Origin of the sequence: Candidatus Brevundimonas phytovorans (genome assembly GCA_029203145.1) — a bacterium.
GTDB classification, from domain to species: Bacteria; Pseudomonadota; Alphaproteobacteria; order Caulobacterales; family Caulobacteraceae; genus Brevundimonas; species Brevundimonas phytovorans.
In genome coordinates this window covers 1,922,085-1,941,591 of sequence record CP119309.1, presented here as the reverse complement: position 1 = coordinate 1,941,591, position 19,507 = coordinate 1,922,085, and the positions used below count along the sequence as shown (strand labels likewise).

Annotated in this window: 17 protein-coding genes and 1 tRNA gene; 8 read left to right on the top strand and 10 right to left on the bottom strand. The window is 68.2% G+C overall.

Translation table 11 applies throughout. From position 1 onward, the window contains the following. Positions 1-18: 18 nt before the first annotated feature. Together hspQ and phhA are read left to right on the top strand one after the other, a co-directional pair. On the top strand, positions 19-333 hold the full coding sequence (hspQ, locus tag P0Y52_09570; protein WEK56797.1) for a heat shock protein HspQ: 315 nt from the start codon (positions 19-21) through the stop codon (positions 331-333). Positions 334-405: 72 nt separating this feature from the next. After that, complete coding sequence (phhA, locus tag P0Y52_09565) at positions 406-1,281, top strand: phenylalanine 4-monooxygenase (protein ID WEK56796.1); 876 nt, start codon at positions 406-408, stop codon at positions 1,279-1,281. Positions 1,282-1,618: 337 nt separating this feature from the next. Here the strand turns inward: phhA and astB are convergent, their stop codons facing one another. From astB to P0Y52_09540, 5 genes are all read right to left on the bottom strand, one after another. Continuing rightward, positions 1,619-2,953 (bottom strand): N-succinylarginine dihydrolase, encoded by a 1,335-nt coding sequence (gene astB, locus P0Y52_09560; protein WEK56795.1) that lies wholly within the window; start codon positions 2,951-2,953, stop codon positions 1,619-1,621. Continuing rightward, complete coding sequence (locus P0Y52_09555) at positions 2,950-3,264, bottom strand: hypothetical protein (GenBank protein WEK56794.1); 315 nt, start codon at positions 3,262-3,264, stop codon at positions 2,950-2,952. The genes astB and P0Y52_09555 overlap by 4 nt, the downstream gene beginning before the upstream one ends. Further along, positions 3,261-4,679, bottom strand: coding sequence for a succinylglutamate-semialdehyde dehydrogenase (astD, locus tag P0Y52_09550; protein WEK56793.1), 1,419 nt, complete (start codon positions 4,677-4,679; stop codon positions 3,261-3,263). Before astD ends, P0Y52_09555 begins: the two co-directional genes overlap by 4 nt. A gap of 181 nt (positions 4,680-4,860) precedes the next feature. Continuing rightward, the gene (locus P0Y52_09545) at positions 4,861-5,868 is read right to left on the bottom strand and encodes an arginine N-succinyltransferase (GenBank protein WEK56792.1); all 1,008 of its coding nucleotides are present in this window, start codon (positions 5,866-5,868) and stop codon (positions 4,861-4,863) included. Between the two features lie 4 nt (positions 5,869-5,872). Further along, positions 5,873-7,123, bottom strand: coding sequence for a hydrolase (locus P0Y52_09540; GenBank protein ID WEK56791.1), 1,251 nt, complete (start codon positions 7,121-7,123; stop codon positions 5,873-5,875). A gap of 117 nt (positions 7,124-7,240) precedes the next feature. Here P0Y52_09540 and P0Y52_09535 point away from each other — a divergent pair, with 117 nt between their 5' ends. Both P0Y52_09535 and arsC read left to right on the top strand, forming a co-directional pair. After that, positions 7,241-7,699 (top strand): hypothetical protein, encoded by a 459-nt coding sequence (locus P0Y52_09535; protein WEK56790.1) that lies wholly within the window; start codon positions 7,241-7,243, stop codon positions 7,697-7,699. Positions 7,700-7,726: 27 nt separating this feature from the next. Then, positions 7,727-8,068 carry an arsenate reductase (glutaredoxin) gene (gene arsC / locus P0Y52_09530; protein WEK56789.1) on the top strand — a complete coding sequence of 114 codons (342 nt, stop codon included), beginning with the start codon at positions 7,727-7,729 and terminating at the stop codon, positions 8,066-8,068. A gap of 179 nt (positions 8,069-8,247) precedes the next feature. Here arsC and P0Y52_09525 read toward each other — a convergent pair whose 3' ends face one another. The 4 genes from P0Y52_09525 to P0Y52_09510 all read right to left on the bottom strand — a co-directional run bounded on the left by P0Y52_09525 (position 8,248) and on the right by P0Y52_09510 (position 15,851). Then, positions 8,248-12,495, bottom strand: coding sequence for a translocation/assembly module TamB domain-containing protein (locus P0Y52_09525; protein WEK56788.1), 4,248 nt, complete (start codon positions 12,493-12,495; stop codon positions 8,248-8,250). Continuing rightward, positions 12,492-14,252, bottom strand: a complete 1,761-nt coding sequence (locus tag P0Y52_09520) for an autotransporter assembly complex protein TamA (GenBank protein WEK59471.1) — start codon at positions 14,250-14,252, stop codon at positions 12,492-12,494. The genes P0Y52_09525 and P0Y52_09520 overlap by 4 nt, the downstream gene beginning before the upstream one ends. 103 nt (positions 14,253-14,355) lie before the next feature. Further along, positions 14,356-14,634: a hypothetical protein gene (locus P0Y52_09515; GenBank protein WEK56787.1), complete on the bottom strand. Its 279-nt coding sequence runs from the start codon at positions 14,632-14,634 to the stop codon at positions 14,356-14,358. Between the two features lie 110 nt (positions 14,635-14,744). After that, the gene (locus tag P0Y52_09510; GenBank protein ID WEK56786.1) at positions 14,745-15,851 is read right to left on the bottom strand and encodes a CaiB/BaiF CoA-transferase family protein; all 1,107 of its coding nucleotides are present in this window, start codon (positions 15,849-15,851) and stop codon (positions 14,745-14,747) included. Between the two features lie 164 nt (positions 15,852-16,015). Here P0Y52_09510 and P0Y52_09505 point away from each other — a divergent pair, with 164 nt between their 5' ends. From P0Y52_09505 to P0Y52_09495, 3 genes are all read left to right on the top strand, one after another. Further along, the gene (locus tag P0Y52_09505) at positions 16,016-16,213 is read left to right on the top strand and encodes a hypothetical protein (protein WEK56785.1); all 198 of its coding nucleotides are present in this window, start codon (positions 16,016-16,018) and stop codon (positions 16,211-16,213) included. A gap of 172 nt (positions 16,214-16,385) precedes the next feature. After that, positions 16,386-16,462, top strand: a tRNA-Lys gene (locus P0Y52_09500). A gap of 358 nt (positions 16,463-16,820) precedes the next feature. Then, on the top strand, positions 16,821-18,026 hold the full coding sequence (locus P0Y52_09495) for an FAD-dependent oxidoreductase (protein WEK56784.1): 1,206 nt from the start codon (positions 16,821-16,823) through the stop codon (positions 18,024-18,026). Here the strand turns inward: P0Y52_09495 and P0Y52_09490 are convergent. Next, on the bottom strand, positions 18,023-18,619 hold the full coding sequence (locus P0Y52_09490) for a helix-turn-helix domain containing protein (protein WEK56783.1): 597 nt from the start codon (positions 18,617-18,619) through the stop codon (positions 18,023-18,025). The two genes, P0Y52_09495 and P0Y52_09490, sit on opposite strands and share 4 nt — an antisense overlap. Positions 18,620-18,774: 155 nt before the next feature. Between P0Y52_09490 and P0Y52_09485 the strand changes: the two genes are divergently transcribed. Next, positions 18,775-19,500, top strand: coding sequence for an SDR family oxidoreductase (locus P0Y52_09485; GenBank protein ID WEK56782.1), 726 nt, complete (start codon positions 18,775-18,777; stop codon positions 19,498-19,500). Positions 19,501-19,507: the final 7 nt, after the last annotated feature.

Here is a 19,507-nt window from a genome sequence, read left to right as displayed (position 1 = left end):
GGGCGTAGATGTTGCAACATGACCCAGGTTCACACAGCCCGGTTTGGCCTTGGACAGATCGTCCGGCATCGCGACCACGCCTTCCACGGCCTGGTCATGGATGTGGACGCATCCTACGCAGGCCCGGCCGCAGAGACGGGCGTGGTCGCCAGCGATCAGCCCTTCTATCGCATCCTCGTCGCCGACGCCGAAGGCGGAGTGATCGCCTACGCCGCCGAAGAGGCCCTGGTGGCGACGCCCGAAATCGAGCCCCTGTCGCGCGAGGACGAGCGGGAGTGGTTCACCGTCGACGCCCAGGGGCGTCACGCGCCGCGCTCGCAAACGCTGCAATAGGCGTGCGTGACGACGGCCGTTTGGCGCGCTAATCTGCCCCCAACGGCCGTCAGAGCCGCGAGGAGCGTTCCCATGTCCGATTTCGAACACGTCTTTGAAGCCCCGCCGGAAGGCGCCGCCGCCGACTGGACCATCCCGCAGAACTGGGACGCCTATACCGAGGTCGAGCATGAGACCTGGAACACGCTCTACGCCCGGCAGATGAAGATCCTGCCGGGCCGCGCCTGCGACGCCTATATGCGCGGGCTTGACGCCCTGGACCTCAATACCGGCGGCATCCCTGACTTCGAGGTGATGAACCCCAAGCTGCAGGCCCTGACCGGCTGGACCGTGGTCTGCGTGCCCGGACTGGTGCCCGAGGACGTCTTCTTCGATCACCTGGCCAACCGCCGCTTCGTCTCGGGTCAGTTCATCAGGAAGCCGGATCAGCTGGACTACCTGCAGGAACCCGACATCTTCCACGACGTCTTCGGCCATGTGCCGATGCTGACCGACCCCGACTTCGCCGCCTATATGGAGGCCTACGGCAAGGGCGGGCAGCGGGCGGCGTCGCTGGGGATGCTGGACAAGCTGGCGCGGCTCTACTGGTACACGGTCGAGTTCGGCCTGATGAAGGAGGCCGACGGCCTTCGCATCTATGGCGCGGGCATCGTCTCCTCGGCGACCGAAAGCGTCTTCAGCCTGGAAGACGCCTCGCCCAACCGCCTGGGCTTCGATCTGGAGCGGGTGATGAAGACCCTCTACCGGATCGACGATTTCCAGCAGGTCTATTTCGTCATCGACAGCATCGAGGAACTGAAGGCGGTGACGCTGCAGGACTTCGGGCCGCTGTATGAGCGATTGAAGGGGGCCGAGGACCTGCCGATCGACACCATCCTGCCGAGCGACAAGGTGTTCACGCGCGGAACGCAGGCCTATGCGGCCAAGGGCGGACGGTTCGCGGCCTGACGGTCGGCTGTCGAAAAAACAGAGTCCAATTCGTCTGAATCGTCTGAAATCCCCTCCGTGGCGCTGACCGGGAGGGGATTATGGCGCGTGGGGAAGGGCAGGCGAGGGAAGGCGTGTCGGACGGGCGTGAATCCCATGTTTTCCAGGGATTGCGCCACGAAGTTGTGACGCTTGCGCGAACTTCCTTCTCCCCTCGGGGGAGAAGGTGTCGTGCGGAGCATGACGGATGAGGGGGCGGTGGGCCTCAGGCGGTCGTCGTGACTTTATCGAACCTACCCCTCATCCGAGCGGCTTTGCCGCCCACCTTCTCCCCCAAGGGGAGAAGGATTGGTTCGGGCTAGTCTCGCTGGAACGGATAGAAGTCCGTTCCCAGCGCCAATATCCCGGTCAGTTCGTCCAGCGCGCCGCGCGTTTCGTCCAGCAGGTCGGGGTCGGCCAGATCCTGAGCGATCAGGGTCTCGCGATACCAGCGGGTCGCCCAGCCCGAGAGGCGGGCGTGAAGGTCATCCGTCATCCGCATGGCGGGATTGGTCGCGGCCAGTTCGTCCTCGGTCAGGACGACGCGCAGGCGCAGGCAGGCGGGGCCGCCGCCGTTGCGCATCGATTGGCGCACATCGACATATTCGACCCGGCCGATGGGGCCGTTGGAGGCGGCGAGCGCTTGCGCGACCGCATGGCTGCGGGCGTTGTCGCGGGTCTCGGTCGGGCAGATCAGGGTCAGGCGGTCCTCGCCCGGAATCTGGATCAGCATGGAGTTGAACAGATAGCTGCTGATGGCGTCGGCCAGCGGCAGGTCGGCGGCGGAGACCTCGACGAACTGGGGCTCGAACAGGCCGTCGGCGGCGCGGCGGATGGCGGCCTTGGTCGCGTCCGTGTCTTCAAACGCCAGCTCGTGGAAGAAGAGGGTGTCCAGGGCGCCGACGCAGACCACGTCGTTGTGGAAGGTCCCGCCGTCGATGGCCGCGCGCGACTGCTGGGCCAGAACCGGGCGACCGGCCTCGTGACGGCGGACGACGGCTTCGGACGCCTCGCGCGTTTGGCGGGCGGGGAAGCGGCCGTCCCAGGGCTCGAAGGCCTCGCGACCCCAGACCAGCAGATTGACCCCGCGCCCGCCGTGCGTGGCGCACAGGCGGACGTGGTTGGCGGCGCCCTCGTCGGCCAGATGGGCGACGGCGGGCAGGGCGTCATGGACGGCGAACCGGGTCGCGTCGGGGAAGAGGGCGTTCAGCGCGCGCTTGGTCTGGGCGTGCTCCAGCGAGCGGTGCAGGTTGGTGTGCAGGTTGGCGGGGGTGAAGTGGACCCGGCCGTCAGCGGCGTCGGCGCTGGGCGTCACGGTCGCGGCGTTGGCGGCCCACATGGGCGAGGCCGAACAGGCGGCGGCGGCGAAGGCGGGCGCGTCGCGCCAAGCCTTGGCCAGCACCGTCTTGTCATTACCTGAGAAGCCGAGCGAGCGCAGGAAGGGGATGTTGGGCCGTTCATGCGGCGGCAGGACGAACTGGGGCAGGCCCAGTTCAGCCAGACGCTTCATCTTGTCGAGGCCCTGCAACACGGCCGCGCGGGGGTTCGACGCCTCGCCCTTGTTCAGGCTGGAGGCGAGATTGCCCGGCGACAGGCCCGCATAGGAGTGGGTCGGGCCGATCAGACCGTCGGCGTTGGCTTCGATGGCGGTCATTTTTGCACGACGGGGTCGAGAGGCGCGGGCGACATCGCCACATGCAGGAAGTGCATGCCAACGGCCGCAAGGCCCGCGATAGCGATGAGAACGACGGCGATCCGGCGGCGTCCCGCTAGATGCGCGCGAACCGCACCTGCAGCCATACAGCCCCCGAAGAGCGCGGACCACACGTAGCCGTCTGCCTTGTCGGCGTCGAAGTGAAGAAGAAGGTTTAGCGCAAGGCTGGCAATGGCGAAGCTCAGCGCCGTCCAGACGAGCGTCGACCAGGCACCGGTCTGTAGCGAACGGCCGACGGAGTCGGAACTCACGCCCTTAACCCCTTGATCTCGCTTTCGATGTTCTTGACCGCGCCAGCCTCGAAGCTGGCGACCGGGTAGGCGCAGTAGTCGGCGGCGTAGTAGGCGCTGGGGCGGTGGTTGCCGGAGGCGCCGAGGCCGCCGAACGGCATGTCGCCCGCCGCGCCCGTGGTCGGGCGGTTGAAGTTGACCACGCCTGCGCGGATGCGGTTGATGAAGCGGTCCCAGTTCTTCGCATCGTCGCTGACCAGACCGGCGGACAGGCCGTATTTGGTGGCGTTGGCGGCGGTGATGGCGGCGTCGAAGGTCGGGACGCGGAGGACTTGCAGGAAGGGGGCGAACATTTCCTCGTCCTCTACCGCGACCCCGGTGACGTCGATGATGGCGGGCTTCACGAAGGCGCCGGGCAGGTTGTCGACCGGGCCTGAGGCGCGGATGACCTTGGCGCCCAGATCGATGCGTTGCTGCAGGGCCTGAAGCGCGGCCTGAGCCGCCGTTTCCGAAATCAGCGGCCCGGCGTAGGGCTCGGGATCGCTGTCCCAGGGGGCGAAGTTCAGGCGGTCGGACATGGCGGCCACGGCCTCGACGATGGCGTCGCCCGCCGCGCCTTCCGGCAGGATCAGGCGGCGCGCGCAGGAGCAGCGCTGGCCGGTGGTGACGAAGGCGGACTGGACCACGATGCCGGCGACGGCCTCGGCGTCGGCGGCATCCCACACGACCAGGGGGTTATTGCCGCCCAGCTCCAGCGCCAGGATGACGTGGGGATCGTCGGCGAACTTGCGTCGGAAGTGCGCGCCCGCCGCGCCCGAGCCGGTGAACATCAGGGCGTCGATGGGCTGATCCAGCAGGGCTGCGCCGGTGTCGCGCCCGCCCTGCACCATGTTGAACACGCCCTTGGGCAGGTCGGCGGCGTCGAGGCATTCGGCCATCAACTGGCCGGTCAGGGGCGTTTCCTCGGACGGCTTGAACACGACCGTGTCGCCCGCCAGCAGGGCCGGGACGATGTGGCCGTTGGGCAAATGGCCGGGGAAGTTGAACGGGCCGAGCACCGCCGAGACGCCGTGCGGGCGGTGGCGCAGAGTGGCGCGACCGAAGGCGGTGTCGGTGCTGCGCTCGCCGGTGCGCTCGTCATAGGCGCGGATCGAGATGTCGACCTTGCCCGCCATCGAGGCCAGCTCGGTTTTCGTCTCCCACAGGGCCTTGCCGGTTTCGCGGCTGATGGCCTCGGCCATTTCGGGGGCGCGGTCTTTCAGGATGGCCTGATAGCGTTTGACCGCGTCGATGCGGTCCTGACGCGGGCGGTCGGCCCAGTCGGGGAAGGCGGTGCGGGCGGCCTCGACGGCGGCGCCGACCTGTTCCGGGGCGGCGGCTTCGCCTTCCCAGACGGTTTCGCCGGTGGCGGGGTTGGTGGAGATAAAGTGGGTCATTTGAAGTCTCCCCTTCTCCCCTCGGGGGAGAAGGTGGGCGGCGAAACCGCCCGGATGAGGGGGCGGGTGGAAATGGGGGCGCGATGGGCTGACGTCGAGAGTGGGGCAGGCGTCCCCCTCATCCGTCTCTCTACGCGAGCCACCTTCTCCCCCGAGTGGAGAAGGAAGAAGGCGGCGGGGCTCACGACTTCACCCGAACTGTGGCGCCGTCCTTGATCTTCAGGGCGGCGGCGACGTCGGGGGTCATGCGGGCCAGGTCGCCATCGACCAGAACGCGGGCGCGGACGGCGCGGAAGGCCGAGACGCTGTCGGTCGAGACGAGGCTGGGCAGTTCGACCTCGACCTCATTTTTGATGCGGGCGGTCAGGACGCGGGCGTCACGGACGGTACGGATATTGTCACGACCGCAGGCCACGGTCGGGCCGGCGTCGAAGATGTCGACCAGGCCGTTGGGGCGGAAGCCCTCGCTTTCCAGCAGGGCCATGGCGGGCACGCCCTGGGGGTGGACCTTGCCGATCACGGCACGGGCCGGTTCGGGCAGCAGGTCGATGTAGATCGGGTGGCGCGGAGCCAGGTCGAGGATGAACTGCTTGTCGGTCGAGCCGGTCATGCGGTCGGCGTCGTCGAAGTCCATCGGGAAGAACTTGTGCGCCACATGATCCCAGAAGGGGCAGTAGCCGTCGGGCGTGAAGACGCCGCGCAGCTCGGCCAGGACGTTGTCGGCGAACAGTTCGGGCTGGGCCCCGATCAGCATGTAGCGCGACTGGCTGAGCAGGCGCCCGGCGCCGCCCTTTCGACGGTCGGCCTTGAGGAACAGCGAGCCGACCTCGGTCCAGCCGGTGCATTCATTCACCAGGACCAGGGTCTGATGGTTCAGCTTCACGCCCAGCGACGGCGACTGGACGGTGTTGTTGACCACGCGGAATGAGAAGAAGGGCCGCTTCAGCCCCACGGTCGCCTTGACCGAGCCGATGCCGTCGATGTCGCCCGTGTCGCCGTCTTCGAGCATCAGGGTGTACCAGGCTTCTTCCGGCGCGATCCTGCCCTCGAAGCTGGCCTTGCTGAGTTCCAGACGCTCGCTCAGGACATCGGCGTCCTCGGGCAGGCTGGTGAAGCCGGGGCCGGACAGGATGGCCAGTTCAAGCAGGTGGTGAAGGTCGGCCGGGCCGGCGGGGCGAACAACGAGCATACGGTTACATAGTCTCCAGTCGGAGCTGTTTCAGTTTCAACGCGTCAATCTCGCCCGAGGCGATCTTGCACAGGATCAGGGCCGACAGCTGGGCGCGTTCGACGAAGCTGGCGGGCCAGGCGAACTCCTGATCCGAATGGATCTCGCCGCCGACGACGCCGAGGGTGTCGACGTTGGGCAGGCCCGCGGCGTGCAGGTTGTTGCCCTCGCAGACGCCGCCGGAGGGCTTCCAGGCGATCGTTTGCCCCAGCAGCTCGCCCGCGTCGCGGACGGCGTGGAACAGGGCGGTCTGGCTGGCGTCCATCGGCTTGGGCGCGCGGGTCATGCCGCCGTGCAGGTCCAGGGTCAGGCCGGGAAAGGGCGGCTCGGCGGCGATGGCGCGCACCGAGGCGTTGATCCAGTCGGACGCCGCCTGATCCGGCACGCGGACGTTGAAGCGGACCACGGCGTTGTCGGCCACGACGTTCAGCGCGCCGCCGCCGGCGATCTTGGCCACATTGACGGTGACGCCCTCGCGCTGGCCGTTCAGGCCGTGCAGGCGGGCGGCGATGATGGCCGCGCCGGCGACCGCATTGGCGCCCTCGTGAAAGGCGCGGCCCGCATGGGCGGCCTTGCCGGTGACGATCAGGTGGAAGTTGCCGCTGCCCTTGCGCTCGCCGGCCAAGGTGCCGTCGGACAGGGCCGGTTCATAGGTCAGGCCGACGTGGCCGCGCGCGCCCAGTTCAGCCAGCAGCGGGGCCGAGGCGGGCGAGCCGATCTCTTCGTCGGGGCTGAGCAGCACGGTCCAGCCGACGCCGGCCTTGTCCGGGTGGGTCTCGAAGGCTTCCAGCGCGGCCAGCATGACGCTGATCCCGCCCTTCATGTCGGCCACGCCCGGGCCGTTCAGGGCGCCGTCGGGGCGGGTCGTGACGGTCTGGAAGGCGCTGTCGGCGGCGAAGACGGTGTCGTAGTGGCCGGTCAGGACGACCTGGATCGGGGCCTCGGGCCGGGCGGTGATGGTCAGGCAGTCGGCGTAGGTCTCGGGGACCACGGCGCCGCTGTCGGCCACGGTGGTCGAGGCCTGGGTGGGCACGCGCAAGACGGCGGCGGGCAGGCGCTGCGCCTCGGCTTCCAGCGCGTCCAGCATCCGCGCCAGACCGGCGACGTGGCGACTGCCGGAGTTGATATGGGCCCAGTCGATGGTCCGCGCGACGATCAGGTCGCCCTGGGCCGCGACGTGGTCGAGCACGGCCTGATCTTGAGGTTCGATCCGCATAACGGCGACACTAGACGGGGGCAGGGCAAAGGTGAAGGCGGGGCGGTTTCTCGCTCTTGCCCGTGGGAAATCGGGGCCGCGCGGGATAGGTTTGCCGCCGCAGTCGAGGAGTCGCGCATGAACCGTCGTTTCAGCTTTCCCAATCCGTTCGGTCCCGTCGATTCGGGTTCGGCAGCCGCGGCGATGGCGCGCCTCAGCGCCCTGGGTTTCTGGCTGTGGGCGGCGACGGGGCTGATGCAGGCAGGCCTGGTCTGGTACGCCTCGGAGGCCAGCTATGCCGAGTTTCGCGGCGCGACGACGGGGTTCGCCGTCTTCTTCGCCCTGGTCGCCGGATTTCTGGGCTGGATGCAGTGGCGGCGCCCCAACCGCATCCTGCCGGTCTTCGGTCTGGCCTGGGCCTTGTATGAGTTGAGCTCCACCGGCGTCAGCCTGCTGGTCGGGGCGCCGCTGGGCGTGGCGGGCGTTCCGGCCTGGGGCGGGATGATCGCGGCGGTCGCCATGCTGGCCTGCGTGGTGCTGCATATTGGCGGGCTGCGCGGTGCGGCGGCGCTGGCGCGAGACGGACACAAGGCCTAGGTGAGGGCCCCAGACAGGAGTGTCGCCATGACCGTCACCATCTTCCACAATCCGAAATGCTCGACCTCGCGCAAGGCGCTGGAGCTGTTGCTGGACAAGGGCGTTCAGCCGACGGTGGTCGAGTATCTGAAGACCGGCTGGGACGCGGCGACCCTGGACCAACTGGCCAAGGAGACGGGCGTGGGCCTGTCGGGGATGCTGCGCAAGCGGGAGGCGAAGACGGCTGAACTGCTGGAGAGCGGGGCGTCCGAGGATGTGATCCGCGCCGCCATGATCGCCGATCCGGTGCTGGTCGAGCGGCCCATCGTTCAGACGGCGAAAGGCGCCCGGATCGGGCGGCCGGTCGAGAGCATTCTGGACATTCTATAGGCCGTCATTCTCCGGGCCGTGCTTGCGCTGCGCCCGGAGAGCGACCCGAAGGGCGGCGCGTAGCAGCCAAAACTCCACGCGCCATGCTTGCCGTAAAGATCGCCTGCGGCGCCGCTGGGTCCCCCGGTCTCGCTATGCTCGCCGGAGGATGACGAAAATCAAGGCGCCTTCAAAAGACCCTAGCGGCTGCGGTTCCGGCGTCGGTCGGTGGCGCGCTCGCCGCCGGGGCGGTCGCTTTCGCGGCGCCAGCGGACGGAAAGGCTGGCGTCGCCTTCGCCGCCGAACTTTGAGCTGACCGCCAGGTTGCGGCGCACCTGCCATTCGACATTGACCGCCGCCCCGCCTTCGCCGCCGCCGATGATCTCCAGATAGACGTCATCGGTGATGTACCGGCCGCCGGCGACCGTCAGGCTGGACGCCTCGCCGCCGAAGGACAGGCGGTCAAGGCCCGCCAGTTCGCGCAGGTTGCCGATCACGTCGAAGCCGCCGCCGCCGGCCAGGGAGGCCACGGCCGAGGCCAGCTGCGCCGCCTCGAAGCCTGACAACTGGGACGCCGAGCGGCCGAACAGGACCTGCGACAGGATTTCATCCTGGGGCAGGGCGGGGGTCGAGGTCAGCTCGATCTTGGGCTGGGCCGCGGTGCCTGTGACCTTGATGGTCGCCGTCAGGGCCGGGTCTTCGCGCACCGCCGCCAGGTTCAGGCGGATGCGGGCCGGATCGGTCGACAGGATGACCGAGCCGCTGTCGTCGAAGACGAAGCGCTTGCCTGCGAACTCATAGTCGCCGCGCACCACATTCGCCGTGCCGCTGAGCTGCGGCTGAGAGATGGTGCCGCGCACGCGGGCGTTGGCGGCCAGTTCAACGTTCAGGCCGCGTCCGCGGACGTGGATTTCGCGCCCGGTCAGATTGAGGTTGAGGCCGATCTGCGGGCCGCGCGACTTGACCTCGGTCTCGACGGGATCGCCGCCGGGACGGTTGATCTCGACCACCTCCATCTTCACCACGCCGTTTGAGCCAGGCAGGTTGGGCGAAATGTCCGCCTCGTCGATCTTCAGGTCGCCGCTGAGCTGGACGTTGCCGTCCGCGCCGCGCACCGCCGTCAGGACTCCGTTGGCGCGGGCCTTGGCGATGTCGTTGTCGATGACCCGGAAGCGGGTCAGTTCCAGCCGCAGAGTCGAGCCGGAGCCCTGGCGCAGACCCAGCTCGCCGCTGCCCGTCACCGTGCCCTTGACGCCGTCGGCGCCCTCGAAGCGTTCGATCACGGCCTGGTTGCCGTCGAAGCGGCTGGCCAGGGTGACGCCTTCAAGACGAAGTCCGGTGGCGCTGTCGCGGAAGGCGCCCTGGGTCAGGTCCAGGCGGCCGTTGAGGCGGGGCTCGTTTAGGGTTCCGCCGAGGGTGGCGCGCGCGGCGACCTGGCCCGACAGGGATTGGGCGCCGCCGAGGAAGAGGTCCCAGATGGGCTGGATCTGGCCGTTGACGGCGACCTGGCCCGACATGTCGCGGGTGCGGGCGACGGCCAGCCGCAGCGGGGCGGCCGAAGCCTCGACCGGCAGGCTGATGTCGGCCGAGGCCTGAACCGCCGCGCCGTCGTGGGCCTGGGCCCGCAGGCGCAGAATATTGTCGCTCAGGTCAGCGTTGAGCGTGCCGTCCACGGCCAGGCCGCGGGGCGCGTCGATGCTGCGAAGCTGTTTCAGGTCGATGTTGGCCGACCCGTTCAGGGTGGCGCCCGCGCCTTGCAGCGAGACGCGGCCGGTGACCTGACCGCGCAGGTCGGGGGCCAGGGACCCCATCTCGACATTGGTCAGATCCGCCTGAATGGCGCTGCCGGCCTTGTCCTGGCGCAGTTCGCCGGTCAGGACGCCGCCGCCGACGCCCAGATCGACGCGGACCACACGGCCGTCGCCCTTCAGGGCGAGCACGGCTGGGGCGCGGGTGGTGAAGGCGACCTCGCGCACACGGCCGCCGCCGCGCAGGGTGATGGTCTGGGCCAGAGCCTGACCCTGGCCCTGGCGGGCGTATTCGCCGGTGCCGTTGAACTGGACCGGGGTGGCGCCCCCGACGTCGGCGGACAGGGTGAAGGGCAGGCGATCCAGCGTGCCCTGACCCTTGAGCGACAGGCTGCGGATCACCCAGGTCGATCCGGTCAGGCGGACGTTGCGCCCGGTCACGTCGAGGATGGCGCTCTGATCGCCGCCGCCGTCGGTCAGACGCACCCGGCCATGGGCCTCGCCCGAGGCCAGGAAGGCGCCCTGACGCGCGGTGAAGGTCAGGTCGGCGCTGGAGGGGAAGTTGTTGGACAGGGCGATGGCGCCTTGCGCCGTCACGCCGCCGGCGTTGAGGTCCACCTCGGTCAGGCGAAGGCGCTGGCCGCCGAGGAAGAAGTTCCCCGAGGCCCGCGCCGGGCCGTAGTTGGAGCCGGAGTTGAGCACGATCCGCCCGTCGGACGCGTCGGCGCCCTTGCGGAAGCTGAGGATCAGGTCGGCGTTGGTCAGGACCAGACCGCTGGCGGAGACCTTGTCGAAGGCGGCGCGCAGGTCGGCGCGGGGTTGGGCCAGGGTGCCGGTCAGGGCGCCGTCGCCGCTCATGGCGCCGTCGATGGCGACCGGGCCGACGCCGAACGGGCCGCGGGCGTTCCAGTCGAGGGCCAGACGCATCTTGCCGCCCTCGATCAGGCCCTTGGCGCCCATGCGGCCGGCGGCGCCGGTCAGTTCGCTGCTGTCGATGGCCAGGACGCCGCTACGCCATGAGCCGGCGGCCTTGAGGCGCGGGGTCGGTCCCAGCAGGCGGTCCAGTTCGTCCATGCCGACGCTCATGCGCGAGCCGCGGCCGTCGAAGCTGAGCATCCAGGGGGTCTTGCCGCGCGCCTTGCTGGCCTGGATCGGGCCGCTGAACGACCCCTTGGCGTCGCGACGGATGCGCGAGATGTCGGTGATGTCGGCTTCGCCCCGGAAGCTGAGGCCGCCGGTCAGGCTGCGACCGCCCGATCCGGTCAGGGTCAGGGCCTGGCCCCGTCCGTCGATCTTCTTCAGCAGATAGACGCCGTCGGTGGTCCGCGAGCCCTCAAGCCGCACGCGCGGGGTCGCGCCCAGCAGGGCGCCGATGATGCCGGCGGTCGAGCCGCCGACCGCGCGGGCGTCGGTCGTGATGTCGATACGGCCCTTGTTCACGGCGATGTCGAGCGGGCCCGAGATGCGGGCGGCGCGATAGCTGGCCAGATTGGCGTCCTGAAGGCTGGCCGAACCTTGCAGGGTCCAGGTCCTGGCGTCGCCCTTGAACACCCCGGTATAGGTGGCGCCTTCGGCCAGGGTGAAGCCGACCAGGCGGTTCAGCGAGGGGGTGGAGATCGTCAGGCTGACGCCGTCAGGGGCGGTGCGGTCCTTGAGCCGGATCAGTCCGCGCGCCCTGGACTGGATGTTGTCGGCGCTGAGGGTCCAGGCCACGCCCTGGAAGCCTTCGCGCGTCTGGTCCGGCGTGGTGGCGAAGCCGAAGCGGGCGGTGCGGCCGATCCGCTCGACAAAGGGCGCCAGCAGGTCGGAGCCCGAGAAGTCGGCATAGCCGCCGATGCGCGCGCCGTCCTTGCCGTAGCGGCCCTTGACCGACAGGGGGGTGAAGTCGCCGGTCTTGACCTCGATGTTGACGATCTCGCCGTTGATCACGGCGACGGCCGAGAAGGGCTTGTCGGGGGAATAGCCCAGCGACCCGGCGATCGGCCCGCCCTGAGCCTCATTGGCGCGCAGGTTGACCCGCAGGTTCTCAGGCGTCTTGCCGATGACAGCCTTGAGCAGCAGGTGATCGCCCTTGCGGTTCAGACTGAAGGCGTTGACGTTGACGATCTTGTCGCCCTTGCGCGGGATTTCAGCGTCGCCGGTCAAGGTCCAGCGGCCGTATTCCTTGGAGAAGTCCTCCATCAGTTCGACGTTGGCGCGGAACCGGTCGATGTCGACGGTGATGGCCTGGGGGCCGCTGGGTTCTAGCCGGGGTTCCAGCAGGGGGCGGCGGATCAGGCGGATCTGATCGGCCGTGATCTCCTTGGCATGGAAACGGCGCATCAGCAGGGGCCAGTAGGACCAGTCGACGCGGACGTTGGTGGCTTCGAGCCAGACGCCTTTTTCATCCGTGACCGTGACGCGGTCCAGGGTGAAGTCGTTGAACAGGTCGCCCTTCAGGCCCTCGACGTTGATGCGGCCATATCGGCTGATCTTCTTGCCGGCGACGAAGCTGGTGATCAGGTCGCGCCCGGAATCCGAGACCAGATACATGCGCCCGCCGACGGCCGCGACGAGGGTCAGGGCCAGCAGGGCGGCGACCACGACGCCGGAGACGAAGGCGATCAGTTGCAGGCGCGTGCGCTTGCGCTTTTCCGCCTTGGCGGGCGTGTCGGCGGGGCGTTCCGCTTCGGGTTCGTGAGGCGGGGGAGTGTCGGTCAAAACGCCTGGCCGATGCTGATGTAGAGCTGGAAGTTGCTGTCGCCCTCACGCTTGTCCAGCGGAATGGCGATGTCGGCGCGGACCGGACCAAAGGGCAGCTTGTAGCGGACCCCGACGCCCGCGCCGTAGCGTAGGTTGTTGAAGTTGGGCGTTTCCTGGAAACCGATGGCGCCGGCGTCGATGAAGCCCACAGCCTGGAACTTGGCGCCGATATCCCGCCGCACCTCCAGCGAGGTCTCGAACAGCGACAGGCCGCCGCGCGGGGTGTTGTCGGGCAGACGCGGGTTGATGCTCTGATAGGAATAGCCGCGCACAGAGCCGCCGCCGCCGGAATAGAAGAGGCGGTCCGACGGCACCGTCAGCTCCTCGCCGCCGATGATGGAGCCCATGCGGACACGCCCGGCCAACACCGTCTTGGCGCCATCCTGCAAGGGCAGATAGCCGGTGGCCTGGCCCTCGGTCCTCAGGAACAGCACCGTGTCCTCGCCGGTCACGGCGGTCGGCTGGGCCGAGACATAGAGGCGGAAGCCGGTGGTCGGGTTCAGCGGGTCGTTGGAGCGATCCATGAAGGCGCTGGCCCGCCCCGTCACGATGGCCAGGTCGCGGTCGAAGGTGATCGGCGCCTGAGTGATCGGGTCGAAGCGGTTTTCCGTGTACTGGCCGGCGTCGACGCCCAGGCCGTAGGTGAAGAAGGAGGTCTTGCCGATGCGCTGGGTCAGGTCGGCGTTCACGCTGACGGCGCTACGGTCGTAGGCGTCGGTCTGTTCGTTGACGAGGTAGGAGGACAGCTTCAGCGTCCGGCCCGGTCGGCGCCAGTGAGGCAGGCTGACCTCGCCGCCGAGACGGCTGTCGATGCTGGCGAAACGAAGTCCGTACTTGACCGTCGCGGCGCGTCCGAAGCGGTTGAAGCGGGTCTGGAACACGTCCACGCCGACCCCCTCTGCGGTCGAATAGGTGGCGCCGGCCTCCAGCAGACTGCGCGGGCGGTCTGACAGGCCGACCACGACGGGGCGCAGGCCGTCGGCCGTCACCTGATCGAGCGGCGACAGGGAGACGTTGACGCCGTCATAGACGCCGGTGTCCAGCAGGCGGCGTTCCAGCTCGGCCACGTCCTCGGGATCATAGCGGTCGCCCGCCTTCCAGGGCGCCAGGCCAGCGACCCATTCGGGATTGGTCGGGCCGCGCGTCCGCACCTGCAAGCCGTCGAGGCGGACCAGAGCGCCCGAGGCGATGTTGAAATTGGGCTGGACCGTGAAGGTGGCGTGATCGACGACGACGCGGCGCGGTTCGGCCTTGGCGTCGGCATAGCCTTCGCGGGTCAGGCCCGCCACGATGCGGCCTTCGGCGGCCAGGACGTCGGGGGCGCGTCCCGGCTCGCCGGGCGTCAGGGCCATGTCCTTGGTCACGACCTGCTGGGTCACGGCGTCGGGAACGGGCGCGAGCCAGTTGACCCGGGTCTCGTCGAGCATGAAGCGGCGGCCGGGCGTGACGGTGACGATCGCAACGGGCTTGTCCTCGCCCTCGACGTCGTCCTCAAGCGTCGGCTGGTAATAGCCTTCCGAGCGCAGCAGGGCCTGGGCGGCCTCCATCGCGGCGCGGGCGCGACGACGGGCCTCGAACCGGTTGGCGGGGGCGGCCTCGACCTGACCGATCGCCTGTTCCAGCTGGCGGCGCAGTTCGCTGTCGATCTCGCCGCGAATCTCGGCCTTGGGCTCGGCCGCGACGGCGGCAGGGCTGCATGCCGCCCAGAGCGCCAGGCCGCTGAGGAGGGGGGCGGCGAGAAGGAGAGGGGGCCTCGACGTCAAACTGGAGCCTTGGTTTCAGAGCGCAACGACTGGAGCGGACGCCGTTCTGGCGGAATCAGTAGAACAGCGTATCGCTTTCCGGTTGCACCGTCTGTTCCGAGGTGCGTTGTTCGGGCGGCAGGGTGTCGACCGGCGGCGGGGCGTCGGTCGGGATCGGCGCCTCGGCCACCGCGGGGGCGGCCGATTCTTCAGCGGCGGGCGCGCTCGGCTCCTCGGTCTGGACCTCGACGGCGTCGTAGTCGTGATCCGAGGCGGGATCGCTGCAGGCGGCGAGAAGGGCGGCGGCGCTGAGGCTGGTCGCCAGCAGCAAACGTTTTACAATCAACTGGTTCATCTGAATTTCTTCCCCCTGTGGGGTGGCAAACGCCGTCTGCGGCGCTGGGTTCCGTCCTTTGTTGACTGAACGAGAATGAACCGCAACTGAACCTTTCGCGTCACAGGGCGTCAGAGACGAATTGGCCATTCGGTCAGGGCCCGATCCAGGGTCTGGGTCGGGCGGTCGGGGCTGACGACGGCGGCCAAGGCGAGCTCGTGCGGCGCAGCGAAGCGCGGCGCCGGCGCGGGCTGGACGATCCCGGCCTCGATGAAGGTCCCACGGGCCTGATTGTGCGGATGGCCGGCGGCTTCGCCCAAGGTCAGGACGGGGGTGACGCAGGCCTCGGTCCCGGCGAAATGCGCGCCCCAGTCGTCGCGGTCGCGCGTGGCGAACAGGGCGGTGAAGCGGGCCTGAAGCGCGGGCCAGTTCTGGCGGTCGAATTGGGGCGCTTCGTCCGGGGTCAGGCCGAGGCCGGCGATCAGGGCGGCGTAGAAGCGCGGCTCCAGCGCCCCGACTGCGACGAAGCCCCCGTCGCGACAGGCGTAGCAGCGATAGAAGGGCGTGCCGCCGTCCAGCAGATTCGTTTCGCGCTGGTCGTTCCATAGGCCGCGGGCGCGCAGGGCGTGGAACAGGCTGGTCAACAGGGCCGAGCCGTCGGTCATGGCGGCGTCCACGACCCGCCCGTGACCGGTGGTCTTCGCCTCCAGCAGGGCGGCCAGGACGCCGCTGACCAGCATCATGGCCCCGCCGCCGTAGTCGCCGACCAGGTTGAGCGGGGGCGACGGCGGCTGATCGCCCGGGCCTATCGGATAGAGGGCGCCGGACAGGGCCAGATAGTTGATGTCGTGCCCCACCTGATCGGCCATTGGCCCGGTCTGGCCCCAACCGGTGACGCGGCCGTAGACGAGGCGTGGATTGCGCGCGGCGCAGACCTCTGGTCCCAGGCCCAGCCGCTCCATCACGCCGGGGCGGAAGCCTTCGATCAGGGCGTCGGCGCTCTCGATCAGGGTCAGGACCCGGTCGCGGTCCTCGATCGATTTCAGATCGACCGGCACGGCGGGGCGGCCGCGGTGCAGGACCGCGCCGCCGACCTCCTCGAACACGGCGGCCGGCGCGCCGCCGCCGCGAGTCAGACGCAGGACCTCGGCCCCCATGTCGGCCAGCACCATGCCGGCGAAGGTGACGGGCCCCAGGCCGTCGATCTCGATGATGCGTAGTCCAGAAAGCGGTCCCATGCGGTCAGGCTAGACCGGAACCTCGCCTGGACGAAAAGAGATTCTCGGGGGCGGGAACTTCAGACGCCGGCAAGCCTTTCGTGGGGACGGGGCGGAAGATCGCTTGCCCTCAAGGCGGCGGCCCGGCACGGGAGGCGCTGGATCAACTGACGACCGGAACTATTGTGACTGAAGCTGAACGCATCAACGCCCTGCTCGACATCGTCGACGGCGACAGAACGCAAGATGCGGAGACCAGCGCCAAGCTTGTGGTCCTGGGGCTGGCGGAGAGGTCGGGCAAGCCCGTCAAGCTGCGCCCCACCAACGCCGGCTGGAACCTGATGGGCCAGTTGGGCCGGCCGTTCCGCGTCGAGTACGGATAACTTCGGCGTCTGAACGCGCAAGGCGGCGGGCGAGGTTTTCCTCATAAAATAAGCGCCTTCCGGTCTGGCGGCCCTTGACCTGCCGTCGCGAATGAACCAGAAACCGCCTCCGCAAACAGGCGCTGCGCCGGTTTGTGATGAAGCAATCCAAGTGGTTGATTTCAAAGAGTGTGCGCCCCTAGCTCAGTTGGTTAGAGCATCTGACTTTTAATCAGAGGGTCCTCGGTTCGAGCCCGAGGGGGCGTACCATTTTCTCCCTGTAATTCCAGAACCTTGCTTGGCCCGACTGAATGGACTTGGTCCGTGGGGCGCTGTTTGGGCCCATATGGGGTCCAACCTGCTCGGCATTCTCATCGCGTTTCAGGCGGTTTCGATAGCCCTGTGTCGAGCAGGGTTGGCGATACAAATTCGAGCTGAGCCTCTGCTCTTTCGAACCGACGCTCATTTTAGATTCGCACCGGTTGACCCTCAAAGGGCAGGCGCGCGTGGAGGTGCATCCGAGCGCTGGCCGACTTCGGCGCCAGGCCACATGCTGGCGAGTTGATGGTGCTTGCCGCGCGGCGAAAAACCGCTGGCCCCCAAATCTGAACGTTTGTATGAAATCTCGATGAGCAAGGTTCTAGTCATCGGCGCCGGCCATGCCGGTGGATCCGCCGCCGCCTTCCTGAGGCAGTACGGTCACCAGGGAGAAATCGTTCTGGTCGGGGACGAGGCCACGCCGCCCTATCAGAGGCCGCCCCTGTCCAAGGGATGGCTGGTCGGTTCGATGGACGTCGATGACATCCTGCTACGGCCCGAAGCCTTCTATGTCGCCCAGGGCGTCGATCTCAGGCTGGGCGTCACGGCGACCTCGATTGATCGACAGGCGAAGGCGGTCAGGTTTTCGGACGGAGCGATCGAAGGCTATGATCGCCTGATCCTGGCCACGGGGTCCACGCCGCGAAGGCTGCAGATCCCTGTCCACAGCGACAGCCGATTGCTGGAACTGCGAAGCCTGCCGGACGCGACGCGGCTTAAGGCCGCTCTGGGGCCGGGCAAGCGATTGGCGATCATTGGCGGCGGCTACGTCGGGCTGGAGGCTGCGGCCTCGGCGCGGCGGTTGGGGGCAGAGGTCGTCGTGCTGGAACGGATGGAGCGGATTCTGGCCCGGGTGGCCTCCGACACCCTGTCCACATTCTATGCGGATCGCCATCGTGTCGAAGGCGTGGACATCAGGACCGGTGTGGAGGCGGCTTCGATCTCGCCCGGTCGCGTGACGCTGACGAACGGCGACGCGGTTTCGGCGGACGCCGTTCTGGTCGGCATTGGCGCGACGGCCTGCGATGACCTGGCCCTGGCGGCGGGCCTGGAATGCCGGGACGGCGTTCTGGTGGATCTGGAGGCTCGGACCAGCGACCCGGACATCTACGCCATCGGCGACATGACCCGCCGACCCATGCCGCTCTATGACTGCAGTCACAGGTTGGAAAGCGTGGGCAACGCCCTGGAGCAGGCCCGCCAGGCGGCTGCGGCGATTACTGGCCGTGCGGCGCCCCCGGCGGAGGTTCCGTGGTTCTGGTCCGACCAGTTCGATGTGAAACTGCAGATCGCCGGCCTGCCGTTCGGGGCGGACGGGGAGGTGGTGCGGGGCGATCCCAGGCGGGCGGGCTTCTCCGTCTTCCATCTGAAGGGAGAACGGATCGTCTGCGTCGAGGCGGTGACGTCGGCGCCGGCCTTCATGTTCGGCAAGCAGATGATCGCCAGAGGCGCGTCAGTGGATGCGGTTCGTCTGGCGGATTCGGAAATGCCGCTGAAAGCGGCATTGCGAGATTAGACGTCGGGCCGTCTCAGCGCCGATGTCCACAGCGTCGTCAGTTCATTGACCAGGGTGGTTTTCGACACCGGCCAGTCGCCGCTGACGGCGTCGAGCATGGAACGCTCCAACTGGATGATCAAAAGGCGGGCGCGTAACAGGGCTGTGTCGCGTGAACAATTCCAGTGGCGGCCATCGGCGACCAGGGCCTCGGCGAAGTCGCTCAGATAGTGCAGTTGCGGGGCGATAAAGGCCGCACCAATGTCGCGCACGATGGAGCTTACCTCCCTCTGATAGGCCTGCCACTGATCGTAGGCTTGGCCCAACCAGACGCTGACCGCCTTTTCGTCGGCGATCGGCAGGGCGGCGAAGTGGCGATACATGGTCTCCGCACGGCCGAACATCTGGGCGACGACCGCACGGGTCACGTCGCTCTTGTCGGTGAAGTGAGAATAGAAGGTGGCCCTCGCCACGCCGGCCTCAGCCAGAATGTCCTCGACCGTCATCTGGGCGAGGCCGCGATCCGAAAGCACCTTGCTGGCGGCGGAAAGGATGGCCTGGCGTGAGCGTGATCTTCTGCCGTCTGCGGCCGGGCGTTTGGCGGTGGCGTCCATGCCGACTCCATGACGAAGGGGTTGGTCCGAGTTATAGGCCGATTTCGCGTGGGGGCACAATTTGCTCGCCACAAATACGCATTGCAATCATATTGGATATAATTAATTTCATAATGCGTAGTCGGAGTGAGAAATTGGGGCGGGTTTCGGGGAAGGTGGCGCTCGTCACAGGCGGGACGCGGGGGCTGGGACTGGCGACCGCGCGGCTTCTGGCCGATGAGGGGGCTCGGGTTTTCGTCTGCGGCCGCACAGCGCCGGACAATCTGGAGGGGCTGACCTTCCTGCCTTGCGACGTTCGTGACCCGGAGAGCGTGAATGCCCTTTTCGTCGCCATCACCGAGCAGGCGGGCGGCGTGGACGTCGTGGTCAACAACGCCGGGGGCTCGCCGCAGGCTGACGCCGCCACGGCCTCGCCGCGCTTCGCCGAGAAGATCGTCGGGCTGAACCTGATGGCGCCGCTATGGGTGTCCCAGGCCGCCTATCCGCACATGAAGGCCCACGGCGGGTCCATCATCAACATTTCCAGCGTCTCGGCGCTGCGTCCGTCGCCGGGGACCTCGGTCTATGCGGCGGCCAAGGGCGGGCTGCTGGCCCTGACCCGCAGCCTCGCCAACGAATGGGGGCCGGAAATCCGCATCAACGCCGTGGTCGTCGGCTATGTCGAGACGGAGCAGACGGAGGCCACCTATGGCGACGCCGAAGCCCAGGCCCGTATAGGGCGCAACATCGGCGCGAAAAGACTGGCGCGAGCTGAAGAAGTCGCGGCGGCGGTCGCCTTCCTCGCGTCGGACGCGGCCTCCTATGTTTCGGGGGCCGTGCTGGAGGTTCATGGCGGAGGCGAGCGGCCCGCCTTTCTGGACATCGCCCAGGACAGGGCCTGAGGAGCGG

Bases quoted from the DNA above. Each gene is read 5' to 3' on its own strand.
- astB (WEK56795.1), bottom strand. From the start codon at position 2,953: ATGACCGCCATCGAAGCCAACGCCGACGGTCTGATCGGCCCGACCCAC.
- P0Y52_09545 (WEK56792.1), bottom strand. From the start codon at position 5,868: ATGCTCGTTGTTCGCCCCGCCGGCCCGGCCGACCTTCACCACCTGCTT.
- arsC (WEK56789.1), top strand. From the start codon at position 7,727: ATGACCGTCACCATCTTCCACAATCCGAAATGCTCGACCTCGCGCAAG.
- P0Y52_09490 (WEK56783.1), bottom strand. From the start codon at position 18,619: ATGGACGCCACCGCCAAACGCCCGGCCGCAGACGGCAGAAGATCACGC.
- P0Y52_09495 (WEK56784.1), top strand. From the start codon at position 16,821: ATGAGCAAGGTTCTAGTCATCGGCGCCGGCCATGCCGGTGGATCCGCC.
- P0Y52_09540 (WEK56791.1), bottom strand. From the start codon at position 7,123: ATGCGGATCGAACCTCAAGATCAGGCCGTGCTCGACCACGTCGCGGCC.
- astD (WEK56793.1), bottom strand. From the start codon at position 4,679: ATGACCCACTTTATCTCCACCAACCCCGCCACCGGCGAAACCGTCTGG.
- P0Y52_09535 (WEK56790.1), top strand. From the start codon at position 7,241: ATGAACCGTCGTTTCAGCTTTCCCAATCCGTTCGGTCCCGTCGATTCG.
- P0Y52_09510 (WEK56786.1), bottom strand. From the start codon at position 15,851: ATGGGACCGCTTTCTGGACTACGCATCATCGAGATCGACGGCCTGGGG.
- hspQ (WEK56797.1), top strand. From the start codon at position 19: ATGACCCAGGTTCACACAGCCCGGTTTGGCCTTGGACAGATCGTCCGG.
- P0Y52_09515 (WEK56787.1), bottom strand. From the start codon at position 14,634: ATGAACCAGTTGATTGTAAAACGTTTGCTGCTGGCGACCAGCCTCAGC.
- phhA (WEK56796.1), top strand. From the start codon at position 406: ATGTCCGATTTCGAACACGTCTTTGAAGCCCCGCCGGAAGGCGCCGCC.